The organism is Anaerocolumna chitinilytica (assembly GCF_014218355.1).
Classification (GTDB): Bacteria; Bacillota; Clostridia; order Lachnospirales; family Lachnospiraceae; genus Anaerocolumna; species Anaerocolumna chitinilytica.
Genome location: NZ_AP023368.1, coordinates 2,556,787 through 2,576,086, shown reverse-complemented (window position 1 = coordinate 2,576,086; position 19,300 = coordinate 2,556,787). Strand labels below are relative to the sequence as shown.

Genomic DNA, 19,300 nt, shown 5'->3' with positions numbered 1-19,300 from the left:
ATATAAAAAAAGAACACCTTTTGTTTAAAAAAGTGTCCTCATTTGCCATCTGCCAGGTTCTTCTGGCTGACTCTGTATTTTCTTGGTGTAATACCATATTTCTTTTGAAATAACCGATGAAAATAACTGATATTATCATATCCCACTGCCATACTGATATCCAGTACGGACATAGAAGTCGTATTCAGCATATAGGCTGCCTGACTCAACCTTTTAGCCTGTACCAGCTCAGTATAGGTTCTGCCGGTTCGTTTCTTCACCTCTTTGGAAAGCCAGTAAAGATCATAATGAAGGCTCTCTGCAAGTTCTGATAATTCCCCGTCTCTGTAATGTTCCTCAATATAGCTTAATACTGTAAGAATTAACTTCTGCCGCCCGCTTTTCCCGTCTGTTTTCAACTTGTCCATGTAATTCATAAGCTGCAGGAATAATAGTCCCATAGTTACCTGATTGGTACTGCGCTTATTGGGCTGCTTATAGATAATCGACCAGATCATATTTTCCATGAGATTCTGTACCGGAAGAACATCTGATACCTTAAAATGCAGATATGCTGACAGCTCATTCTCACCCCTGAGGCAATCCACAATAAAATCACGAAGCATATTTTCCTCTGTGCCAATCATATTAAGCCCATAATGAAAGAATTCCGGAAGTATAATGAAATTTACTGCTATATCATCTTTTCCTGCCGGATAGATTTCCTGCGTTGCCTTTTGATTCAGGAATAGTATTTCTCCCTGCTGCAGTATGACATCTTCTCCGTTTATTACATGATGGGTACTGCCGGAACACATATAAATTACTTCAATGTAATTATGGGTATGCTTCGGAAAATGTATGAACCTGGTGTGTGTACGTACTTGGATGAGCTTACCGGCATCCAGCATCTTTTTTGCATCAATAATATTTGTCTCTGAAGACATGTACAGGTCCTTTTCAATCTCAGCCCTGCCAGACAATATTTTCTGTTCTTCCGGTGTAATGGTCTTCAGTTCGGATAGAATTTCTTCTCTCATGGCACACCCTAGCGCTTTCATGATTTAATCGGTACTTCTTACTTTATTCATAGTCCGGTATTGTTCCGGTGTTTTGCCGGTTACCTTTTTAAATACCCTAAAAAAATATTTAATATTATTGTACCCTACAGCTTTGGATATCTGGTAAATAATCTGGTCTGTTTCCTTAAGCAGATAACACGCTCTTTCTATCCTGATTCTCGTTAAATAATCCGCAAAATTCACACCTGTTTTCTTTTTAAATAAATGGCTGCAATAGCTTCTGTTCAGGTAAAAAAGAGAGGATACAAATTCAATGCTAACATCTTTCCTGTAATTTCTTTCTATATAGATTTTCATCTTCTCCGTAACATCATCAATAGCATAAACGCTGTTTATCTTCATGCTTAATGATATATTTGTAAAAAACCGTATCAAATACTCTTTTAACTCATCAAAGTGGAAAATCACACTAAAAATACGCTGTACACTCTGGGAATTCTCCTGTCCTTTTAGTGTATCGTTATATTGGCTGTATAAGGATTTCGTCTTTTGACACAAATCTGCACAATAGAATTTTGCTTCCAGTAAAGTACATTCCTCTTTATTCTGAAATACTTCAAAGAGATCTTCCAGCAGCGTACCAACTTCCTCTTTTTCACTTGCTTCCACACGGAACAGAAATAAGTCTTCATTTTCCCATATAACGGGCTTTTCGGATGAATCTTCTTTGGTACAAAAGTAAAAGCAGTCCTTCTCATTATACCTTCTTTGATTTAATGCCTGGACTGTTTCCGCAAAAGCTTCATTCAGCTGAATCAGGTTTTCCTTCGGAGAACTGATACCAATGGACAGGCAGACGGTATTATCTCTTAAAAGTTCTATGATTCCCTTACAGATATCTTTCAAATATGTATCCAGTTTCTGCGGCAGCGGTATGGGAAAAAATAAGAGCAAAAAGCCAATAAATTTATTATTCGGATGAGGGATAAAAATGGATAAGTCCCCATGCCCAATTGTTAACGCATAATCACATAGTTTGGAATTATCGAATACTTTAGTTGAGTGAATTGTTAATAACACTGACCTATGCATTTTCTCAATGATTTTCAGTTTCTCACTGGTCAATTCAAAATTTGTTGAATTATAACCCAGAATAACACTCTGAATCATATTCAAGTCGTAATAAAACTTTGTCTTTTGCTCTTCATCCTTTAAGGAAGCCAACTTTATTTCATTGCTTTTGGAGTTATCCAGCAATTCGACAGCTCGTAGAATTGCACTTTGTATTTCCTCCCTGCCAAAGGGCTTTAAAATATAATTAATAACATTCGCTTCAATGGCTGTTTTTGCATAGAGAAAGTCTTTGTAACCGCTAATGACAATAATATGAATATCCGGGTATACCTCGCGTACTCTCTTTAGCAGGTCACAGCCATCCATAGTAGGCATGTACATATCTGTTATCAGAATATTAGGCATCACCTGTTCAATCAGTTTTAATGCTTCTTCTCCATTTTCTGCTTCTCCTGCACAGATGATTTGCTCCTTTAAGGGCTCAAGTTTCTTTATGGTTCCCTTTCTGGTAAGTATTTCATCATCAACTATAATGTAGGTATACATAAATTCACACACCCTCCTTGATTATTGGCAAGTTCACTGTGATACTGGTTCCAATTTTCTCTTCGCTTGAAATCGTAAGCCCGTATTGCACTCCATAGTACAATTGGATACGGGAGTGGATATTTTTTAATCCAATACTCTCCTTGGTACGGTGTCCAAGGGAGGTAAAGGAAGTAGGCTTTGCCAAAGCCGTGCGAATCTGCTCAACCTGTTCAGGGGACATTCCCAAACCATTATCCGTAATTGATATACAGATGTTTTCATTCTCTTCATGAACTTTTATATGGATGTTCCCTTCTATCACACAGTGATTGAGTCCATGAAAAAGTGCATTTTCTACGACAGGCTGAATAATAAGCTTTAATATTCTGGTCTGGTATAAATGCTCTTCTATCTCGTAAGATACAGTAAAACTGTAATTATACCGTATTTCCTGGATGGATACATAATTCTTTACATGCTGTAATTCTTCAGCCAGGGTTACCAGTTCACTCTCCGTCTTGATTGAATACCTGAACATATCACCCAGTGCCAGGGCAATGGTGGAGATACTCTCAACATTTTCAATCTCTGCTATACTATTAATTGCCTCCAGCGTATTATAAAGAAAATGGGAATTAATCTGAGCCTCAAGGGATTTCATCTGTGTATCCAAAAGAATTAGTTTATTCTGAAATTCTTCTTTAATATAGCGGTTTATTTCAATTATCATGTTGTTGTATTCATTGTAGAGAACTCCGACTTCATCCACTCGGTTTAAGTATTTTCTCGAGGTAATCGGTCCTTTTTTACTCTTGTCACCCATCCGGTCACTCAAAGCAGTTATGGGCTTTGTCAGATATACGGAAAGAATATATGATATAATTGCCAGCACCACCGTACATACTATAACAAGAATAATCAGGGTAACTTTGGTGTAGTTATAGCGGGCAGTCAGTTCGGAAAGCGGAAGACTTAGCTTTATTTTCAGGTTATATTTCTTGGCAGGCAATTCCAGGACATATTGCTGTTTGGAAGATTTCTGGTTTACAATTGTTTTTTCATCGGAAGAATTATCCGTAGTATAGAGCAGGTTATTATTACCGTCTACCACAGAGAGAACTGCAATGTCGGACAAGGTGTTAATAGAATCCAGTTCAAAAACATCAGGGGAACAGTCGATAAACAATACCCCCAAAAAGTCATGGGTATTCACATCATACAACGCTCTGGCAAAGGAAATTGACCTGTCTGCATTTAGAATAAAATTTTTTGTACTGTTGTCACTGATATACAGCTTTCCTTTCAAAGCAACCGCATCCTTGTACCATTTATCCTCAAAAGGTTCATATTCATATTTGATATCTATGTTATTTCCCCAGCCATAACCTAAATTAACACCGCTGGGTGTAAAGATAAATATTCCATTGACAAAGTCATTGGTATAAATGATATTCTGGCAGGTAAAACGCATGTTGTTCCGGCTTTTTACGATATCATAATAGGTATAGTTACCTTCTTTCTCGTACTTTTTCAAATCATCTATTATGGAATAAGTATTTTCTGTATAAAGTTGAAAAGTTGAGGTCATATCATTAATTTCTGACAGCCGCTGGTTGATTTTATATTGGGCATTGGAACCTATGTTATCAAGGACGCTCATGGATTGCTCGTTGATAAGTACTGTATACCTGTAATAGACATAAGTAGAAATGAGGATAATAGGTATAACAGAAATACAGGTAAATATATACAAGAAACGTTTTCTTAAACTCATTTATTCTTATCCCCCTTATAAAAATCTAACAAAAGTATACCATAATATCGAACCAAAGTATACTAATTCTATGTTAAATTATAAATGTAGCAAAAATCAATTAGGAGGTATTTTATGAAAGCAAGGAAATTTGCAGCAATTTTTATGATGTTTGCCCTAATGGTGACAGCCCTGGCAGGCTGCAGCCAAAAGTCGGGAAATACCGGCACTACCGGTACTGACACTTCTGCAACAGGTAATACTGCAGGCACCGATACATCCGCCACGGATGCATCCGCTAAAGATATTACCATTACTATGATGTTATCCGGCACCCAAGCTGACAACGATTTTGAAACAGAGCAGCTTCCCAAGTTAGTGAAAGAGAAATTCCCCAATATAACACTTGAAGTTACCAAACTTCCGGATGACCAGTATTACACCACTTTAAAAACAAAATTAGCTTCCGGTGAGTGCCCGGACATTATTCTAGTACAACCCAAATATGCAGGTTCCAATTCCGTAATCGGTCTTGCACAATCCGGCTACCTCTTAGACCTCACAGGTCTTAATGCCTTAAAGCTTGCCGGTACTTCCGCTACAGATGTCATGTCTTATGAAGGCAAGACCTATGCCGTATCAGAGGGTGTTTCCATTCTTGGTACATACTACAACAAAGATTTATTTGCTAAGTATAATCTTTCCGTACCAACAAACTGGGATGAATTCTTAAAGGTTTGTGAAACCTTAAAAAGCAACGGTGTGCAGCCGATTGTTATGGGTGATAAAGATTCCTATGTCATGCAGTTTGGACTATACCAAATTGCTGCAAATACCCTTTACCCGAAGAACCCTTCTTATGATGATCAGTTAAGAACCGGAAAAACCAAGTTTACCGACAAGGATACCTGGGATAAAGTGTTGGAGATGTACAATACCTTATATGAAAAAGGCTATATCAGCAACACCTCTCTTGGACTTGGAGCCGCTCAGGCAATTCAAGAGTTTATTGATGGAAAGGCTGCTATGACCTTTGATGGTTCCTTTAATGCTTCCGCTCTTAGTGCAGCAGGTGCCGTTTCTTTTGAAAGAGGTTACTTTCCGTTACCTGGTAATGCTGCCGGTGAACAGATATATGCTTCTATGGCTCCCGGTGCAGGCCCTGCCATCTACTCCGGCACAAAATATGCCGATGAATGCAAGCAGATCTTAGAATACTGGTTCGATGGTAAGTCCGATTTATACAAAGCTTTTGCCGATACCGGAAGATTCGTTGTAACCTATGGCTACGGAGTAGACAAAAATAATCCATTATTCAGTTCTTTTATGGATTTATATAACCAAGGCAAAGCATTCTACTGGTGTAACCAGGGCTGGCCCTCCGGAACAGAATCCGAAATGGAATCACTGTTCGGCGAAATGATTGGTGGCCAGGGAACGAAGGTCTCTGATATCACTGCCGGAATGCAGCTAAAATTCGAAGAATTGTCAGAATTATCACAGTAACAAAATCGACTCTTCTTTAAAACTCAATAACTTCTTACAGCAGAATACCGGCCTCAGCCGCACACACAACAAATCTGACTGAGGCTGTCTGCTTCAATCCTTATAAAAAGAAAGCAGGATATGAAATGAAAAAAGTAAGAAAAACCAAATCACTGGTTATGCCAAGGAGAATGTATCTCTTCGTTCTGCCTGCCTTAACTTTGTTTTTAGTATTTTGGATTTTTCCGGTATTGCAGTTATTTTACTACAGCATAACGAATTTTAACGGAATTAATTACAACACATATAAGTTTGTAGGTATGAATAATTACATACGGCTCTTGAAAGAAGGCACTCTGCTAAATTCCATAGAGAATACCTTAAAGTATACCTTTATCATTGTACTTTTGTGTAATCTTCTTGGATTACTGCTGGCAATGCTGCTTAACTTAAAGATAAAAGGCAAGACCTTTTTTCGAACAGCTGCTTATATACCTGCTCTATTCAGCGCTATTGTCATTGGTTATATCTGGTCCTATGTATATATGCCAGAAAACGGAATGATTGCTTCCCTGGTGAATCTTTTCGGTATGGATTCATCCAAATTAAATATTCTAGGTAATTTCAAAACTGCCCTATTCGGTATCTCCATTGTGGATGTTTGGAAGAATGTAGGTACTACAATGATAATATATTTAGCCGGTCTGCAAACCGTAGATGACAGTCTCTTGGAAGCCGGCCGAATCGACGGCTGCTCCGAATGGGGGATTATCCGCAGAATAAAGATTCCTTTGATATCTGCTACTATTACGATAAATGTTGTTCTAACAGTAATAAGCGGCTTAAAGGCCTTTGACTACTCTTTCATTATGACCAACGGCGGCCCAGGTAAATCCACCAATACTTTAATGTATACTATCTATAAAATTGCTTTTACGGACCAGATGATGGGAAAAGCCAGTGCCTTCAGTGTAGTATCCTTTATCGTAATTATCCTGATTACCATCGCCATGCTGGTTGTATTAAATAAAAAGGAGGTTGAACTATAATGAGTAAAAAAATCAGCAGAGGCATTATCTACCTTTTCCTGATCTGTTATGTGGTTACTTCGGTTTCCCCCCTTATCATTGTATTATCCAGTTCTTTTCGTTCCGTAGGTAATATGAAATCGCCTCTTATGTTGTTCAATGAATTTAAACTGGAAAGCTACCTCCGTGCCTTTACCAATATGAATTATCCCGGTGAGTTATTAAACAGTGTCCTGACCACCGGAGGTTCTGTTCTGGTTGTTGTAATTATTGCCTCCATGGCTTCTTACCCTATCTCCAGAATCAAGAGTAAATTAAGCCGCTTCCTTTACTACTTCTTCATTGCAGGCCTTGTAATTCCCGCCCAGATGGTAATTGTTCCGATTGCACAGACCTTCGGCCGTCTTAATATACCCAATACCAGATTTACACCTATGATTATGTTTATTACCTGCAGTCTGCCCTTCTCCACCTTCTTATTTGCCGGTTTTATTAAAAGTGTTCCGGTAGAGGTAGAAGAATCCGCCTTTTTAGATGGTGCCGGGCTCCTAAAGCGTTTTTCTATAATGGTATTTCCACTATTAAAACCAGCCACCGTATCCGTTATTATTACCCAGGGGTTATGGATATGGAATGACTATTTCTTCCCTATGGTATTCGTATCAAAGTCCTCCCAATATTCACTTCCTGTGGGAATGATTCAATTCCTGGGGGATAGGGAGAATCCAGCTCAATGGAATGTACTTTTTGCCGCCTGTATCTTATGTGTATTGCCTTTAATCCTGCTTTTCGCTTTCCTCCAAAAGCAATTTATTAACGGTATTGCCGCAGGTGCTGTAAAAGGATAAACAGGAGGTTAATAATGAATCATAAAGAATTTGAAAAGGCATACAGCCTAAAAGAATACAGCATTTCACCCTTCTGGTTTTGGAACGATAACATAGAGGATGAAAAAATGCTGGAACAGCTTGCCATCATGCACCGGATACATGCAGATGCCCCAATCATACATGCCCGGAGCGGGCTCATCAATGAATATCTGAGTGATGACTGGTTTGAGAGAATAAAAACTGCGGTGACATATGCTAAAAAGAATGATATGCAGATTGTACTATATGACGAAGATAATTGGCCAAGCGGAAATTGTAATTTCACACTTACAAAACAGGAAGAAAGCCGAGAGCATCACCTTGAATTTCATTGCCGCAGTATAAAGAAGGGAGACACTTATCATGCCAGTACGGCAGATGAGAATTATCTGAATATTACCCTTATAAGCACAACAGATGGGGATAATTACAGCGGTAACACGGAAGACACCTATCTAAATCTGTTGTCTCACTCGGATAAAGACGGAAATATAGTTTATACAGCTTTAAAATCAGGCCTCCTATATGAGGTAATTTTAAAAGTTAATGCATATGAACCCTTCGGTAAATTTTGCATCGACTATTTAAGCAAAGATGCCATCCAAAAATTCATAGAATCCACTCACGAAAAATATTATACTCATTTTAAAGAAGATTTCGGAAAGACCATTACTGCTGTCTTTATGGACGAAACCAGATTCTTCAATGCGATTCCCTGGACAAAGGAATTACCTGCTGAATTCAAGAGGCGAAAGGGTTATGAGATTGCCCCTTATCTGCCTTTGTTAATATATGATTCCAAAGAAAGTGCACTGTTTCGCTATGACTATTACGATGTTATATCGGATATGTATAGAGAAGCTGCTTTTCAACAAATATATGACTGGTCGGAGGAACGAAACATAAAAACCACCGGACATCTTCTGGGAGAAGAAAGTCTTGCCTCCCAAGTCCGATTTAACGGAGATATCATGCGGCAATATGCTGCTTTTCATATTCCTGGTATCGACCATCTGGGAAATGGCCTGGGAAGCCTGGATGCGAAAATCTGCGTCAGCGCTGCCCGAAATTACGGTAAAGACCGAATATCCTGTGAAGCCTTTGGAGCCTCCGGATGGGATATGGAATATGAAGATATGATAAAAATCTCAAACTGGCTCTTCCAGCAGGGAATCAATTATATTATTATCCACGGCTTCTATTATTCCATCAGAGAGGAAAGAAGCAAGGACTGGCCTCCCTCTTACTTTTACCAATGGCGCTACTGGGACAGCATGGAGAATTACACCAAGATGGCTTCCCGAATGTCCTATATGCTAAGCGGCGGTAGGAACGAAGCAGATTTATTAGTGTATTATCCGGTAGAAACCTTCTGGACACATTTTAAGCCCGACTTTACCATACAGACCTGCTATTTTAAGGAAGGACCGAATATAAAGGATGATACCGCCGAAAAAATGGACAGAGAATTTCAATACTTGTGCAGTATGCTTATGAATAAGAACTTGGACTACGATATCTGGAATTCTGATGCTGTATCGAATTTCAAAGTCCTGAATGGTAAATTAGTAAATATCCTTACCAGTACTTCTTATTCTGTGGTTATACTCCCCTTTGTAGAGCTGCTGCCGGAGGAAGTAACTATACTCCTAAATGAATTCCTGTCTCAGGGAGGTACTGTTTTAAATTATAAATCCAACGACATAAAGTCTGTTAGGAAATCCGGAAAGCATCCCCTTGAAGCTGCTCTGACATCCTTACAAGAAGATAAATGTATTGCTCTTGGTCATTGCAATGAAGTCATAGAAGAATCCAAAAAACATCTCAAACCTTCTTATGAAATAATCGATGGAGAATCGGAAACTTACAGGACCCAGATGAACTACCCTAATCGTATTCATGATCCTTATCTTCATGATGGGGAAAATGTATTCGGTATCGGTATTACCCGTTACCTCAAAGATGGCAGACGTATCTATAACTTCACGAATTACAATGACCGTGATGAGTATGTGAGGGTAAAGCTCTTCTCCCTGAAACCTCCTGTCCTTTATATCCCTGAAACCGGAGAAGAAAAAGAAGTACAGCAATATTCTTGTAACAACAATGAAACTATCATTGGCTTCAATATTCCCAAAAACCGCACTTACTTCCTGGTGGAAGAGCTGGATTAAGAAGCAAAAGGGGCTGTTGTAAGATGAACTCTGCAGGATATGATTAGCCATATACTGAGTCATTTTACATCAGCCCTTCTTTTTTCAGATTCCTTTACTAGCTTTCTGTATAAAAAAATTTATTCACTTTGTGCTCCTCTACACCTCTAATTCCGTCACTTCTTTTTTATACTCTCTTTCTCCTTCCTTTTTATCATGAAGGGGATTCCAAACCTGTGCAAAGAAAGGATCAACCTTTGCTCTGGCAGAATAATTCCAACTTGTTCGTTCACATTCCGGACACCAGTGTCCCCCTTCCAATACAAGACGGGGACTGGCTTCAAATTCATGTCCAAAGGCACACTTAAAGTTAAGTTTCCCCTTCCAGTCACCCTTTTTCATCGTTGTAGATTTACATTCGCCTCCCCGGAATTTAGCAGCATCTTTTATGTCCTCTATATCAAGTTCATCTTCCTGCTTTGATTCATCGTAACCATGGTCAATATGCACCACCTTATCCCAGTTTTTAAAGTGTTTAAAATCATTGATATTTACCGGAATTTCTTCCCAGGCCTTTTTACTTCCCCAATAGGCATCAATGTGGTCACCCATATTCTGCTCGATGAAACGGACAGTACCGTGCTCCGTTCTGGCATCCTTTATAAACATCTTCTTCATGATACTTCCCATGAGTTTCTGCCCTCCGGGTAGTTTGCACATAACCCTTGCAACTGTCGCAGTTAATCCGAGATTTTCTAAATAAGCATCGTAAAAATACTGCATGGAATCATGTCTGAAATGCAGATGTTTCTCCAGTTTATCCGAATCCAGATAAAACTGCCCATGGAAGTTTCTCGTTGCATACCACTTAGGTTCAATGACATATTTTAAATCTTTAAATCCAATAGCTCCATACAATTCCTTATACATGGTAAAAGTATCTACCCTACAGCTTTCTCCTCCGCCGATGTTATAAATATGTCCCCAGAAATCTTCTGACAGTTCACCGGTGTAATGAAAACGTGCAAGATTTCCAAGGAGTATTCCCGAATCCCTGTCAGATACGTATTCCAGCACATTATCCAGGCAGTTATGAAACATAATGGCATCCTTTATCTTACTCATGGCAGGCCCCATAATTCCAGTCTGTCTTAAGCTGGCCCAATATTTCAAACCCGATTCAATGAGGAGACGTTCTGCTGCTATTTTAGATACGGCATAATAATCATAAACACTAGGTTTTAAGGGATCGCCCACTCTTCCCCAATGAATAGGCGGCATACGATCTCCTGTTTCCGCTATGGTACCAATGGATACTACTTTTACTTCCTCCATTCTTCCCTGTTCTTTGATAGCCTCTATAATATTTTTCATGGACCCATAATTAATCTTCATGGCAAGTTTTGGTTTGTAATCAGCCACCGGTGATACCAGGGCTGCTACATGGAGAACAATATCCGCATTTTTGATACACTTATATACATCTTTATAGTTGGTAAGATCACCCCAAACAATAGTAAGACCTTTTTTATTTTCAAATTCTTTCATCTTCAATCTGTCCGCTTCGGTATCCAATACTAAAACAGTAATATCCTGCTTATCCGCATCCTTCAATAATTCCTTTAATCCGAGAGACCCCATACCACCCGAGGCTCCGGTCAATAATACTCTTTGTTTCATCCTAAATTATTCCCCTTTCCTAACAAGCACTCTTTTGCTTGACTTATTATTTATGTAGCTATATAATAACTGACACACTGTCTATTTTACAACCACCAGTTGTTTAATTATTGACGTTAGATAGACAGATTCAATAAAAATGTCATTAAACGAACATTCTCGCTAAAATAAACCATAAAATAAATTAGAAAGGAATAACATCCATGAAGAAAAAAGAAAATCAACGGATAATGCTTACGAAAACCCTGCTTAAAAATAGTTTAGTTGACCTGATGCATACAAAATCCATCAATAAAATTACCATTAAGGAGCTCTGTGAAAATGCGGATATCAACCGCTCTACCTTCTATCTTTACTATACAGACCAATTTGCCCTGTTGAAGGAAATCGAAGAAGAACTCTTGCTTCAAGCCAGGGAACATTTAAAAAACATTGACTCCAATTTAGACAATCTCCATTATCTAAAGGAATTACTGTATTATATGAAAACAAATTCCAATATTTTTTATACACTTTTATGCTGTCAGGAAAATTTGTCCTTTCAAATTTCTTTTATCGAAACCTCCATCCATAACTTAAAAACTAACCTGTCCCTTAAATGCGAAGAAAAAATCTCCGACTATATTTACCGTTATTTAACCATGGGGTGCTTAAGTATAATTATAAAATGGTTTGAAGACGGTTTTGATATGAGCCCTGAAGAATTGGCGGAAATGATTTTCCGATTGTCCGATAATGCCATTTCTATTTATGATGGCGGTAAGTAACCCTTCATAATAACCAATTGTAATATTGTTTTAATCATTGCAATCCTTTTTTAATTATCACAGTCTTGTTTTACTGTGTATAAACTATATCTTATGGAAATGATAGTTTACCTGGTTCCCATGAGAAGTGGAACGTACGCCTGCCAGGCGCAACTAAAAATAACGGAGATTGCAGAAAACTGAAATCTCCGTTATTTTAGTCAGCGCCAATACATCCAGCCTTTATACATCTAATAAATCTCAACTTTGTTTTTAAGCCGTCATTTTTTCGTCAATCACTGATAGTTATATTAATATTCAGGATACTTATTAAGCAATATCTTCCTGTCAGGAAATAGCCCTTACAGCTTCATTTGCCTCAGCTACTGCGTTCAGAGCCCGTCTTGCCTGAAGTGCATCCCCGATAACATATACCGGAATATCCTCTTCCTTGCAATAGGTTTTAATATCATCAAATCCTCTTGATCTGGAGCCTATTGCTACTACAACACTGTCACAGGGAATTTCCTCAATATTTCCTTGTCTCTCAACCACAACGGCGTCATTTCTGATTTCTATACATTTAGCATTTGTTACTGTCTGTACTCCTCCGGTATAAAGGCTCTCCATAACACATATGTTTCGAAGTTGCCCCAAATCCTTAGCCACTTTATCAAGCATTTCTACCACCGTAATGCTGTCAGTACTATTATGGATGTACTCGGCAACCTCAAGACCCACAAGTCCTCCTCCGATAACTACTGCTCTTCCGGTTACTCTGCTCTTTCCAGCGAGAACATCATGGGAATTCGTAACATGAGGCAGTGTGGCACCGGGAATTTTCAGATCAATCGGAGCTGAGCCAATGGCTATAAAAACTTCATCCGGCTTAAGTTCTCCTATAAGCTCTTTGGTAACCGGAGTATTCAATTTTACTTCCACACCTTCCCTCATTACTTGTTCCGCCATAGCCAGTGCTGCTTCCTTCATTTCTCCTTTCCTTGGAGCTTCTCCCGCAAGAGCAAACTGTCCTCCCAGAGAGGAAGAGGCTTCGCAAAGTACCGGGCTATGTCCCCTTTTCTTTAACTGAAGGGCAGCTTCAAGACCGGCAATTCCGCCTCCAGCTATTAATACCTTCTTCGGGTTCTCTGTCATACTAAACTGATATTCCTCTTCTCTTCCAAGGGCAGGATTACGTAAACAAGTAATAAAAGGCATTTCGGTTGATACAAAACCGTCATAACAACCCTGATTGCATCCTACACAGCGGACTATGTCCTCTGCCTTTCCCGCCAGGGCTTTATTGCAGAACTCCGGATCCGCGAGTTGGGCACGCCCCATTACAACCATATCCGCCTTGTCAGATTCCAGAATATCCTCTGCCTGGGAAGGATCGTTTATTCTGCCCACGGCTATTGTTAACATGCCGGTTTCTTTTCTGATTCTGGCCGCATTGTCCACGTTAAAACCTCTGGGCAAATCAATGGGCGGAACTTCGTATTTAATGGCGGCGCTGGAGAAATTTCCTCTTGAAACGTCCAGTACATCTACTCCGGCAGTTTTTGCCATCTTGCAGAATTCGATAACTTCTTCAATAGTAAGACCGCCATCCAAATAATCATCCTGTGCATCCAAACGCATAAACAAAGGCATATCCTCCGGTATGTTGGAACGAATAGCATCGATACATTCCAGCAAAAATCTGGCTCGGTTCTTAAGTTCACCGCCGTATTCATCTGTACGCCTATTAAAATAAGGGCTTAGGAAGGAATGAGGCGTATAATTATGCCCTGCATGGAATTCAATCACGTCAAATCCAGCCTCTACCGCTCTTCTAGCACTGTCTCCAAAAGCCTCCACCGCTTCTTTAATCGTATCAAGACTTGCTCCCGGCAAGGTGAATTCCGTTCCCGGTATAGGCATCGGACTTGGAATAATTATCATCTGGCTTTGGTCGCTTCCTACTGCAAGGCCGCCCAACCATAATTGGATTCCGGCTTTGCCCCCTTCCTTATGGATAGCCTCCGTCAAATCTTTCAGTCCGGGTATATATTTATCTTCACTGATAGCAAGAAATTTCTTCGGGGCAGCTTTACTGTATACAGAACAAACCTCGGTAAAATTCAGCCCACAGCCTCCCTTCGCTCTGGCCGCCTGATAATGAATTAACTGCTTCGTTACAAATTTATCCTCCGTTGCCATTTTTGTTCCCATGGCAGGAAATACAATTCTGTTTTTTAACTCCATTCCTCTTATCCGAATAGGACTAAATAAGTGCTTATAATTCATGACCCTTCTCCTTTTATGTTTATTTTATGTGTTCAGGCTTATTTATAGAGAATATAGAAACTTTTCCTGTTGTCTGAATTATAATACAAGGATTTGTTTAAATCAATATGTTTAAAACAATTTGTTTTAATATTAACAAATAAAAAGCACCGCAGTAATTTATTACTTACGGTGCTTACATTTTTATTAGTATCCATTTAGTTCTGCCTACTGATGAAGCATCAGTAACAACTGTCTGATATAAGCGATTCTGTTTTCCCTGCTATTTAATAATTCAGAATCAAAACTGGTAATACCATTATCCTCTACCGGGTAATTAATGGCAGACCAGAAAAGGATATGATTATACAAAATACCTTCGTTCTTATTTATATATTTATCCAGCAGAACATTTATTTCCTCTGTCATTTCATTGGATACCTTAAGTATCCTCTCCGATGTTTCGTCGTCTCTTTCTTTCGCATCTCTCAGAAGGACAGTAATACCGGGATACCTGATAATGTATTCCATAATTTCATTAGCCACAGTAATTAGTTTTTCTTCTGCCTCCAGAGTAGTATCGGTCATAATGGCTGAGATGGAGAGCGTATTGGTGATGTAAAGTTCCCGTACCTGCCGCATCATTTCTTCCTTGGTGCGGAAATAGTAATTAATCGCACTTACATTAACTTTTGCTTCCTCCGCAATGGCTCTGACAGAAATATTCAGGGATCGTTTTTTCCCAATCAAATACAGGGCTCTGTCCAATATATTTTCTTCAATACTTTTTAATTCTCTCAATTTAAACCTCTTTATCAACTTCCCTTTCCCATTTTGTTGAATGAATTGGGATTTTATTTTTTAAAATTATAACATAATACTTATTACTGATAAAGAATTTTTCTCTCTTTTAATTGATATGAGTATAAGCCATACTTTACTGCTTTCATTTTTACATTGATATGGATATTCTCTTAAAATTAAACTTAAGATAAATGCTCTGCCTTACTGCTTTTTGATTTAATATATCTATATATTTTCCAAATCACCGTTGTCCATATAAATACCTGTATAACAAGGAATCCTGCAAAATAATATTGTAAACCAAATAATAAGATTACTATGATCATCATTACAGCCCAGCCGATAAAATACCAAACAATTTCTTTACTTATAGTTATTTTATCTGTATTTCCAACCGTACTAACGGTATTATCTTCCCTATTAAATCTCGTGCTATTAATAGTTTGAATTTCGCTTTCACTTGTATTTATGGATTTGCCCTGTTCTCTTAGCAACTCATCCAGTGAAATACCAAAAAAATCCGCAATTTCAACCAGCTTTTCAATTGCCGGATATGACTGGTCCAATTCCCATTTTGATACAGATTGTCTTGTAACACCCAAAACTTCTGCAAAAGCTTCCTGCGACAAGTATTTATTCTTCCTTAATTCCTGTATCTTATTACCTAATGTCATCTCCCACACCTCCTATAGCTATTATAACATAATTACCGTTATCTTCCACCAAGCAGCGGTTGATTGTTGTCAACTAAAAGTTGCTAAGCGGCCGCAACCATTTAAGTTTATAAAGACTATAGAGAAGGTTGTATTATATTTCCCTGAGAATCATCATGTTCTGGCAGTTCTTAATTTAATCTATACCTTTGATGAAATTCTAAAGAACTAAAATCATTCTTCTATAATGTAGACTTCAAGAATTTTATCGGCATATTAAAATATGATGTTCTCATCATTTTTAATCCTATCCTGAATCTCATCGGCTGCTTTTAAATACTTAAACGCATTCTGATAATCCTCCATGGAAGAATATATTTCACTCATGCTCTTGTTGGCAAATATCAGGAACCAGGAATCACCCACAACGGACATCTTCTCAATACCTTCCCTGACAGCTTCTGCTGCTTCTAGGTTTTTGCCTAATTTATTAAGGATAAGACCTTCATACACCTTGGAAGACCACATATTGAGATAATCGAATTTATGTGTCTCATAGACAGGATAATCCACTTTTAGGATTTCTTCAAAGGCTTGTTCGTACTTTTCCATTAGAAAATATGCTCTTGCTCGAATTAGATGAAAGATATAAATTTCTTTACCATAATAATATTTGTTCTTATCTGCATAGAGAAGTGCTACCTCCGCCTGGTTATTTTGGACAGCCACTATTCCCTTCATTGCATATATTCTTGCAAGGCAGGGATTATCATTGGTGACCGTTGCAAACTGCAAGGCCATTTCAATGCTGTGCTCATATCCATCAGAATTATGTGTTAGATAATAGAAAATTGCATCAAGGCGGTAAATTTCACCTGTCTTATAATAAACCGATGTTTCTTCAGATAAACCTAAAGCTGCTTTTATGGCTATCGCCGCCTGTTTTAAATCCCCCACAGCAAACAGGATAATAAGCTTATAATAGTATAATTCGATTTCAAATAATGAGTCTTTATTGATACTTTTACGATACAATTCAAAGGCTTTTTCTGAGATAACCAGACATTCTGTGTAATCAAGGTTCTGATAAAAAGTTTTGGCTAATTCAATGTAAGCTTTGGCTGCTTCTAACAAAAATTCCCCTCTGCTATAATAATCAATGGATTCCTTCAGATACTTTTGTGCCTCCGCCTGTTTTTTCTTCCCTGATAAGGCTGCCCCCAGCTTAAATAAGATATCCGCAAATGGTTTACCAGTATTGTCAGAAATCTTTTCGCTAAGAATTACATTGATTTCTTTTTCTGCTTCTATTAAGCAGTCTTTTTCTATTAATTCATCTATCCGAACCACTTGCGCTGCCAGACTTTTAGTTGCAGCCTCCACCGATATAAAACTCTTATCCCGGTCTGATGAGTCTTCTAAAAAATAGGTTACCGGACGATTCAAACGGTCCGCGAGATATTTTAAGGTCTTAAGAGATGGATTCGACTGATTATTCTCTATTTGACTTAACATGCTCTTTGTGAGTTCTTCGCCGGCTAACTCAGTCTGTGTCATCTTTAACTCTTTTCGTAAAGCCTTTATCTTCTCACCTGCAGTAATCATTTCTTTTCTAACTCCTCCGCCCTATAATGTTTAATATTATTTAACTACATTCAAAAAACCTTTTTGCTTTTGTTTCCCTGTATATAATAAAATATATTAAATTAGATTTATTTTTATTTATGCTATTCGTTTTAATAATGATAGGATATACAAATTTCAATCATGTTAAACATTATTATACTCTAACTGTCGTTATTAATCAACAAATCATAATTATAAAATTATATTAAACTTGATATTGACAATTAATAGAAGAATGCATACAATAAGTTTAATAATATTAAACTTATTGTATAAAAGGGAGACTTGCATATGAATACAAATCTTAACATTTTAACGAAACCCGTAAAAGAATCATCCGATGTGGCAGTACATGATAGAGAAAACTCTAATATCTTACGTTTTCTATCCGCTAAGACCTTCTCGTTGCTTGGAACAAATTTATATACCTTTGCATTAGCACTTTACATCCTGAAAACAACCGGTTCCGGAACTTCTTTTGCTATCAATGTGCTGATTAGTATGCTGCCAAGAATCCTGATTGGTCCCTTCGCCGGAATTCTGGCGGATAGAGTAAATAAGAAAAAACTGACAGTCGTTTTTGATCTGATCAGCGGCGGGGTTATGTTTTCTCTTGCTGCATTTGCACAGATTTATGGGCTAAAAATCATGTTTATCTATACAGCGAATCTATTCCTGTCAATCCTTAATATCTTTTACGATACTGCGATGAACTCTGCTATCCCAAGCCTTGTAAGCAGTAAGAAACTTGTTAAGATTAATTCCTTTACCGCAACGTCAAGTTCTATGGCAGGTATACTCTCCCCAGTTATTGCAGGTGTTATATATAGCTTAGTCCCTATTAAATTATTTATTATTGTGAATGGTATTTCCTTTTTAATATCATCTATTCTGGAAATAAAAATTGATTTTAACTATAATTCGGATGAAGATAGGAATACTCAGTGCAAGATAACTTTCCAAACAGTAAAAAAGGACTTTAAAGACATATGGTGCTTTCTGAAAGAGCAAAATGAGCTGATGCATCTGTTAAAATACCTGTTGATTATTAACTTCTTTTTACATGCTTTCATAAATGTTCTATATCCCTATCTGATAAATCACGTATTACACTTGGCTTCTGTTCAATTTGGTGCTTTTCAGGCCTTTTATTTTGCAGGTATGATCGTTATATCCGTTCTGATTGGGAACAAAAAAGAACAGAAGAATACGAATATTGGAAGAGGAATCCTATTAACCGGCATAATCTCATTCCTTCTCGGAATTCCAAGCCTTGGGGTTTCTGTACTTACAGGTAATTTTATAATTACTATTTATAATATATTTCTTATCTTTACGATGGGTGCCGCACTAACCTCAATCAATATCCCGGCCATGGTTGCAATCCAACGTATGACACCTGAGGCTATGAGAGGAAGAATTATGGGAGTGCTTGGCATTTTAATGGCAGGCATTGCTCCCCTTGGAATTTTACTCTTTGGTATAATAATTGATATGGTTCATCCATTTATCCTGTTTTCCCTTTCAGGGATATGCATCACAATTACCGGACTGCGTCTTTCCAGAGATAAATCACTTATATTTATTCAAAAATCAGAAGCCGTTCAATCATAAATAATTGTATCACGCAGT

At 37.9% G+C, this 19,300-nt stretch carries 14 protein-coding genes; 6 read left to right on the top strand and 8 right to left on the bottom strand.

Annotation, left to right across the window (positions count from 1 at the left end; all coding sequences use genetic code 11):
- Positions 1-38: 38 nt before the first annotated feature.
- Genes bsdcttw_RS11200 through bsdcttw_RS11190 form a run of 3 tightly spaced genes read right to left on the bottom strand, consistent with a single transcriptional unit; the run spans position 39 to position 4,377 of the window.
- On the bottom strand, positions 39-1,019 hold the full coding sequence (locus tag bsdcttw_RS11200) for an AraC family transcriptional regulator (protein ID WP_185259781.1): 981 nt from the start codon (positions 1,017-1,019) through the stop codon (positions 39-41).
- A gap of 24 nt (positions 1,020-1,043) precedes the next feature.
- Positions 1,044-2,621 carry a response regulator transcription factor gene (locus bsdcttw_RS11195; protein WP_185259443.1) on the bottom strand — a complete coding sequence of 526 codons (1,578 nt, stop codon included), beginning with the start codon at positions 2,619-2,621 and terminating at the stop codon, positions 1,044-1,046.
- A gap of 4 nt (positions 2,622-2,625) precedes the next feature.
- The gene (locus bsdcttw_RS11190; protein ID WP_185259442.1) at positions 2,626-4,377 is read right to left on the bottom strand and encodes a sensor histidine kinase; all 1,752 of its coding nucleotides are present in this window, start codon (positions 4,375-4,377) and stop codon (positions 2,626-2,628) included.
- Between the two features lie 114 nt (positions 4,378-4,491).
- Between bsdcttw_RS11190 and bsdcttw_RS11185 the strand changes: the two genes are divergently transcribed.
- From bsdcttw_RS11185 to bsdcttw_RS11170, 4 genes are all read left to right on the top strand, one after another.
- Positions 4,492-5,862: an ABC transporter substrate-binding protein gene (locus tag bsdcttw_RS11185; protein ID WP_185259441.1), complete on the top strand. Its 1,371-nt coding sequence runs from the start codon at positions 4,492-4,494 to the stop codon at positions 5,860-5,862.
- 125 nt (positions 5,863-5,987) lie between these two features.
- Entirely contained in the window at positions 5,988-6,890 is a 903-nt protein-coding gene (locus tag bsdcttw_RS11180; RefSeq protein WP_185259440.1) for a carbohydrate ABC transporter permease, read from the top strand.
- Positions 6,890-7,717 (top strand): carbohydrate ABC transporter permease, encoded by an 828-nt coding sequence (locus tag bsdcttw_RS11175; protein ID WP_185259439.1) that lies wholly within the window; start codon positions 6,890-6,892, stop codon positions 7,715-7,717. Before bsdcttw_RS11180 ends, bsdcttw_RS11175 begins: the two co-directional genes overlap by 1 nt.
- 14 nt (positions 7,718-7,731) lie before the next feature.
- Positions 7,732-9,912 (top strand): glycosyl hydrolase, encoded by a 2,181-nt coding sequence (locus tag bsdcttw_RS11170; protein WP_185259438.1) that lies wholly within the window; start codon positions 7,732-7,734, stop codon positions 9,910-9,912.
- Positions 9,913-10,050: 138 nt separating this feature from the next.
- On the opposite strand, the gene bsdcttw_RS11165 is transcribed toward bsdcttw_RS11170, so the two are convergent.
- On the bottom strand, positions 10,051-11,571 hold the full coding sequence (locus tag bsdcttw_RS11165) for an NAD-dependent epimerase/dehydratase family protein (protein WP_185259437.1): 1,521 nt from the start codon (positions 11,569-11,571) through the stop codon (positions 10,051-10,053).
- A gap of 203 nt (positions 11,572-11,774) precedes the next feature.
- Here bsdcttw_RS11165 and bsdcttw_RS11160 point away from each other — a divergent pair, with 203 nt between their 5' ends.
- Positions 11,775-12,338, top strand: coding sequence for a TetR-like C-terminal domain-containing protein (locus bsdcttw_RS11160; protein WP_185259436.1), 564 nt, complete (start codon positions 11,775-11,777; stop codon positions 12,336-12,338).
- A gap of 327 nt (positions 12,339-12,665) precedes the next feature.
- On the opposite strand, the gene baiCD is transcribed toward bsdcttw_RS11160, so the two are convergent.
- From baiCD to bsdcttw_RS11140, 4 genes are all read right to left on the bottom strand, one after another.
- On the bottom strand, positions 12,666-14,606 hold the full coding sequence (gene baiCD / locus bsdcttw_RS11155; RefSeq protein WP_185259435.1) for a bile acid Fe-S flavoenzyme BaiCD: 1,941 nt from the start codon (positions 14,604-14,606) through the stop codon (positions 12,666-12,668).
- Positions 14,607-14,813: 207 nt separating this feature from the next.
- The gene (locus bsdcttw_RS11150) at positions 14,814-15,386 is read right to left on the bottom strand and encodes a TetR/AcrR family transcriptional regulator (RefSeq protein ID WP_185259434.1); all 573 of its coding nucleotides are present in this window, start codon (positions 15,384-15,386) and stop codon (positions 14,814-14,816) included.
- 185 nt (positions 15,387-15,571) lie between these two features.
- Positions 15,572-16,063 carry a helix-turn-helix domain-containing protein gene (locus tag bsdcttw_RS11145; protein ID WP_185259433.1) on the bottom strand — a complete coding sequence of 164 codons (492 nt, stop codon included), beginning with the start codon at positions 16,061-16,063 and terminating at the stop codon, positions 15,572-15,574.
- A 255-nt stretch (positions 16,064-16,318) separates the two neighbouring features.
- Positions 16,319-17,647 (bottom strand): helix-turn-helix domain-containing protein, encoded by a 1,329-nt coding sequence (locus bsdcttw_RS11140; protein ID WP_185259432.1) that lies wholly within the window; start codon positions 17,645-17,647, stop codon positions 16,319-16,321.
- A gap of 312 nt (positions 17,648-17,959) precedes the next feature.
- On the opposite strand from bsdcttw_RS11140, the gene bsdcttw_RS11135 reads away from it, so the two are divergent.
- Positions 17,960-19,282: an MFS transporter gene (locus bsdcttw_RS11135; protein WP_185259431.1), complete on the top strand. Its 1,323-nt coding sequence runs from the start codon at positions 17,960-17,962 to the stop codon at positions 19,280-19,282.
- The last annotated feature ends 18 nt before the right edge of the window (positions 19,283-19,300 follow it).